We start from the raw sequence: 2,577 nt of genomic DNA, 5'->3' as shown, positions 1-2,577 counted from the left end.
GCCGGGCGAGGGTACCCAGGTGCCGATCTGGCTACTCGGTTCGAGCCTGTTCAGCGCCCACCTGGCGGCGCAGAAAGGCTTGCCCTATGCCTTCGCTTCGCATTTTGCACCACCACCAACGGTGCATGGTTCGGCAGCATCACCCCACCCGAGCCGACGCGGATCCGCGAGGTGCCACCAGCGATATGGCCGATCAGCAGCGCGGTGGCGGAGCTGGCGATGCCATCCATGTTGTGGTGCTCGGCCAGCCAGAAACGGTTGAAGCCCAGGCGCTCCACATGGCGCGCCAGGTCCAGGGAATTGTGCAGGGCTTCGGCCACGCTGCCGCCGGTGCGCACCGGCACCAGGTCGAGCATGGACAGGGGAATATCAGCAAGCGTTGTCATGAAGGCTCCAATCGGCAGCGGGCGATGGCCAGGGCGCGAGACACGCGCGGAAGGACCTCGCCCGGGGTTTGGATCAATTCTATATCACGCGTTATAGTTTTTGCCCACGGAGAATCCATGGGCTTTTTCCAGCCAAGGAGCGCTGTGGCGTCAGGCGGCCTCGACCGCCAGCAGGGAATCCCAGGCCGCCATCGCGCAGCGGCCGATGGCCAGCAACTGCTGGCGGCTGGCGCCGTCGCGGGCCTGGATCGACAGGCCCTGGAGCACGCTGCTGTAGAAACTGGTGAGCGCGTCGAGATCGGCTCCGGCCGGCACGTCGCCGTCAGCCACGCCTCGCGCGAAACGCTCGCGCAGCAGGCGCGCGGCGCGCCGCCGGTGATCGCGCAGGTAGTCTTCGACGCCTTTGTTGGCCGGCGAGAAATTGGTCGTGCTGAGGTCGACCAGGCAACCGCGCGGCTTGCCTTCCGTGGTGTAGCTGACGGCGGCGCTTTCCAGCAGCGCGGCGATCGACTCGCGCGCCGTCGGCAGGGCGAAGGCGCCCTTGGAAAGCTGGCATTCCTGGCTCAGGTAGAGTTCCACCGCCGAACGGAACAGCGCCTCCTTGGAACCATAGGCGGCATACATGCTCGGCGCGCAGATGCCACCCATGGCCTCCTTCAGCGCGGCCATGGTCGCGCCTTCGTAACCGGCCTCCCAGAACACGTCGAGCGCCCGGCGCAATGCCTGTTCACGATCGAAGCCGCAGGGGCGTCCACGCTTGGCCATGGGAATTCCTGAGAAAAAAACACGTCATATGGTAACACCGGCGAACAGTCGCAAGGCTGGAGGGGGTCGCTTGATCCATCATCGCGCTCGATATACACCATGCAGGCTTTTTACTTCTGCCGGTTCTCCCGCTGGGCAAACATGCTCTCCAAGGGCAGACGCCCACCCTTCCTCAGGAGAACCGATCATGTCCAGCTTCAGCGCCCTCGCCAGCTACTTCGCCGCTTCCGCGTTCTACAGCAATGCAGTGACCCCTACTCGCCCGGTTCAGGCCAGCGCGCCCGCATCGACCAGCGAGAAGAAATGAGCCCAAGGAGGCATCCATGCTCTCAGCCCGCTCCCGCAAGGCCCCGACCTATGGCGTCACCTATGTGAGCCTCGAGGATTGCACCCTGCACTTCGAGACCGAGTACATCATCGAGCGCCGCGACGGCAGCCTCGCGCACATGCCGATGCGCACGCCGGTCAGTGAGCGCGAAGCCCTGCAACGCCTGATCGAAAGCTGCATCGACGACTGATACCTCCAGTACCCGTGTGCCGCTCTCAGGAGCGGCCAGCGGCGTTTTCCCAATCCGCCACCAGCGTCCGCAGTCGCGCGTCGCGCAGTTCGAAGAGTTCCAGCAGCCCCAGTGCCCGGATCGCCGGCAGCAAGGCGCGCAGGTCTTCTTCAGCCTGCCGCCGTTGCGCCGCGGGCAGTTCCTCCTCAAGCAGCAGCCGGGCGTTGGCGATGAACGCGCCGACGCTGCCCTTGCGTATCTCCACGCCGCCCAGGCGGATGCGGTCCTGTCGGTCGGGAAGGATGTCTTCGGCTTTCATGGCGTGCTCCAGGCAAGAATGATGAGTCGCCAGGCTACATCCGCAGTCGAATGGCCTATTATCCATTCCAAGCCAATCATCGTCGTTTTTCCGCCAAATGCTTCCGGAACCCCTGCCCGTCCCGCTCTTCGCCCTGCGCATCGACCGCGCAGCCAGCCGCACGGCCTCCCACCGCCATGCCTGCGGCCAGCTCTACTGCCTGGAGCGCGGCCTTCTGGTGGTCGAGGACGAGCATGGCCGCCAGGCCCTGCCTCCGCGCCAGATCGCCTGGATCCCACCGGGTCACCCACACTCGGCGCACTCCCACGGCAGCCTGGCGGGCTGGAGCGCCTACCTCGCCGCCGAACACTGCCGCGACCTGCCCCGGCACCCCGGCGTGCTCGCCTGCTCGGCTTTCGTGGCGCTGATCGTCGAACGCGCCACCCGCTGGCCGACCGGCTCCGCCTGGAACACCGAACGCGAGAACCTGCTGCGCGTGCTGCTGGACGAACTGCGCCACGCCGTGCCCCAGCGGACCCGCCTGCCCTATCCGGGGGATTCGCGCCTGCGCAGGATCGCCGAGGCATTGCTGGCCAACCCCGGCGATCCTCGGCCGGCGGCCGAATGGGCA

At 66.4% G+C, this 2,577-nt stretch carries 5 protein-coding genes and 2 pseudogenes; 4 read left to right on the top strand and 3 right to left on the bottom strand.

The genetic code is table 11. The features are described 5' to 3' along the window. Positions 1–112: pseudogene (locus FFS27_RS33930) on the top strand (LLM class flavin-dependent oxidoreductase); the annotation flags it as partial. Here the strand turns inward: FFS27_RS33930 and FFS27_RS31505 are convergent. After that, a pseudogene (locus tag FFS27_RS31505) lies at positions 102–386 on the bottom strand (LLM class flavin-dependent oxidoreductase); the annotation flags it as partial. The pseudogenes FFS27_RS33930 and FFS27_RS31505 overlap by 11 nt on opposite strands. A 150-nt stretch (positions 387–536) precedes the next feature. Further along, on the bottom strand, positions 537–1,151 hold the full coding sequence (locus FFS27_RS31500) for a TetR/AcrR family transcriptional regulator (RefSeq protein ID WP_003089808.1): 615 nt from the start codon (positions 1,149–1,151) through the stop codon (positions 537–539). A gap of 187 nt (positions 1,152–1,338) precedes the next feature. On the opposite strand from FFS27_RS31500, the gene FFS27_RS34060 reads away from it, so the two are divergent. Both FFS27_RS34060 and ptrC read left to right on the top strand, forming a co-directional pair. Next, on the top strand, positions 1,339–1,458 hold the full coding sequence (locus tag FFS27_RS34060; protein WP_003116878.1) for a PA2485 family small membrane protein: 120 nt from the start codon (positions 1,339–1,341) through the stop codon (positions 1,456–1,458). Between the two features lie 16 nt (positions 1,459–1,474). After that, entirely contained in the window at positions 1,475–1,669 is a 195-nt protein-coding gene (gene ptrC, locus FFS27_RS31490) for a type III secretion system co-regulatory protein PtrC (RefSeq protein ID WP_003089814.1), read from the top strand. Between the two features lie 25 nt (positions 1,670–1,694). Here ptrC and FFS27_RS31485 read toward each other — a convergent pair whose 3' ends face one another. Beyond that, entirely contained in the window at positions 1,695–1,967 is a 273-nt protein-coding gene (locus FFS27_RS31485) for a hypothetical protein (RefSeq protein ID WP_003089816.1), read from the bottom strand. A 97-nt stretch (positions 1,968–2,064) separates the two neighbouring features. Between FFS27_RS31485 and FFS27_RS31480 the strand changes: the two genes are divergently transcribed. After that, positions 2,065–2,577: AraC family ligand binding domain-containing protein (locus FFS27_RS31480; protein WP_137952484.1), on the top strand; the 513-nt coding region annotated here is incomplete at its 3' end.

The organism is Pseudomonas sp. 2VD, from assembly GCF_005503585.1.
Taxonomy (GTDB): domain Bacteria; phylum Pseudomonadota; class Gammaproteobacteria; order Pseudomonadales; family Pseudomonadaceae; genus Pseudomonas; species Pseudomonas aeruginosa.
This window is presented reverse-complemented; position numbering and strand designations above follow the sequence as displayed.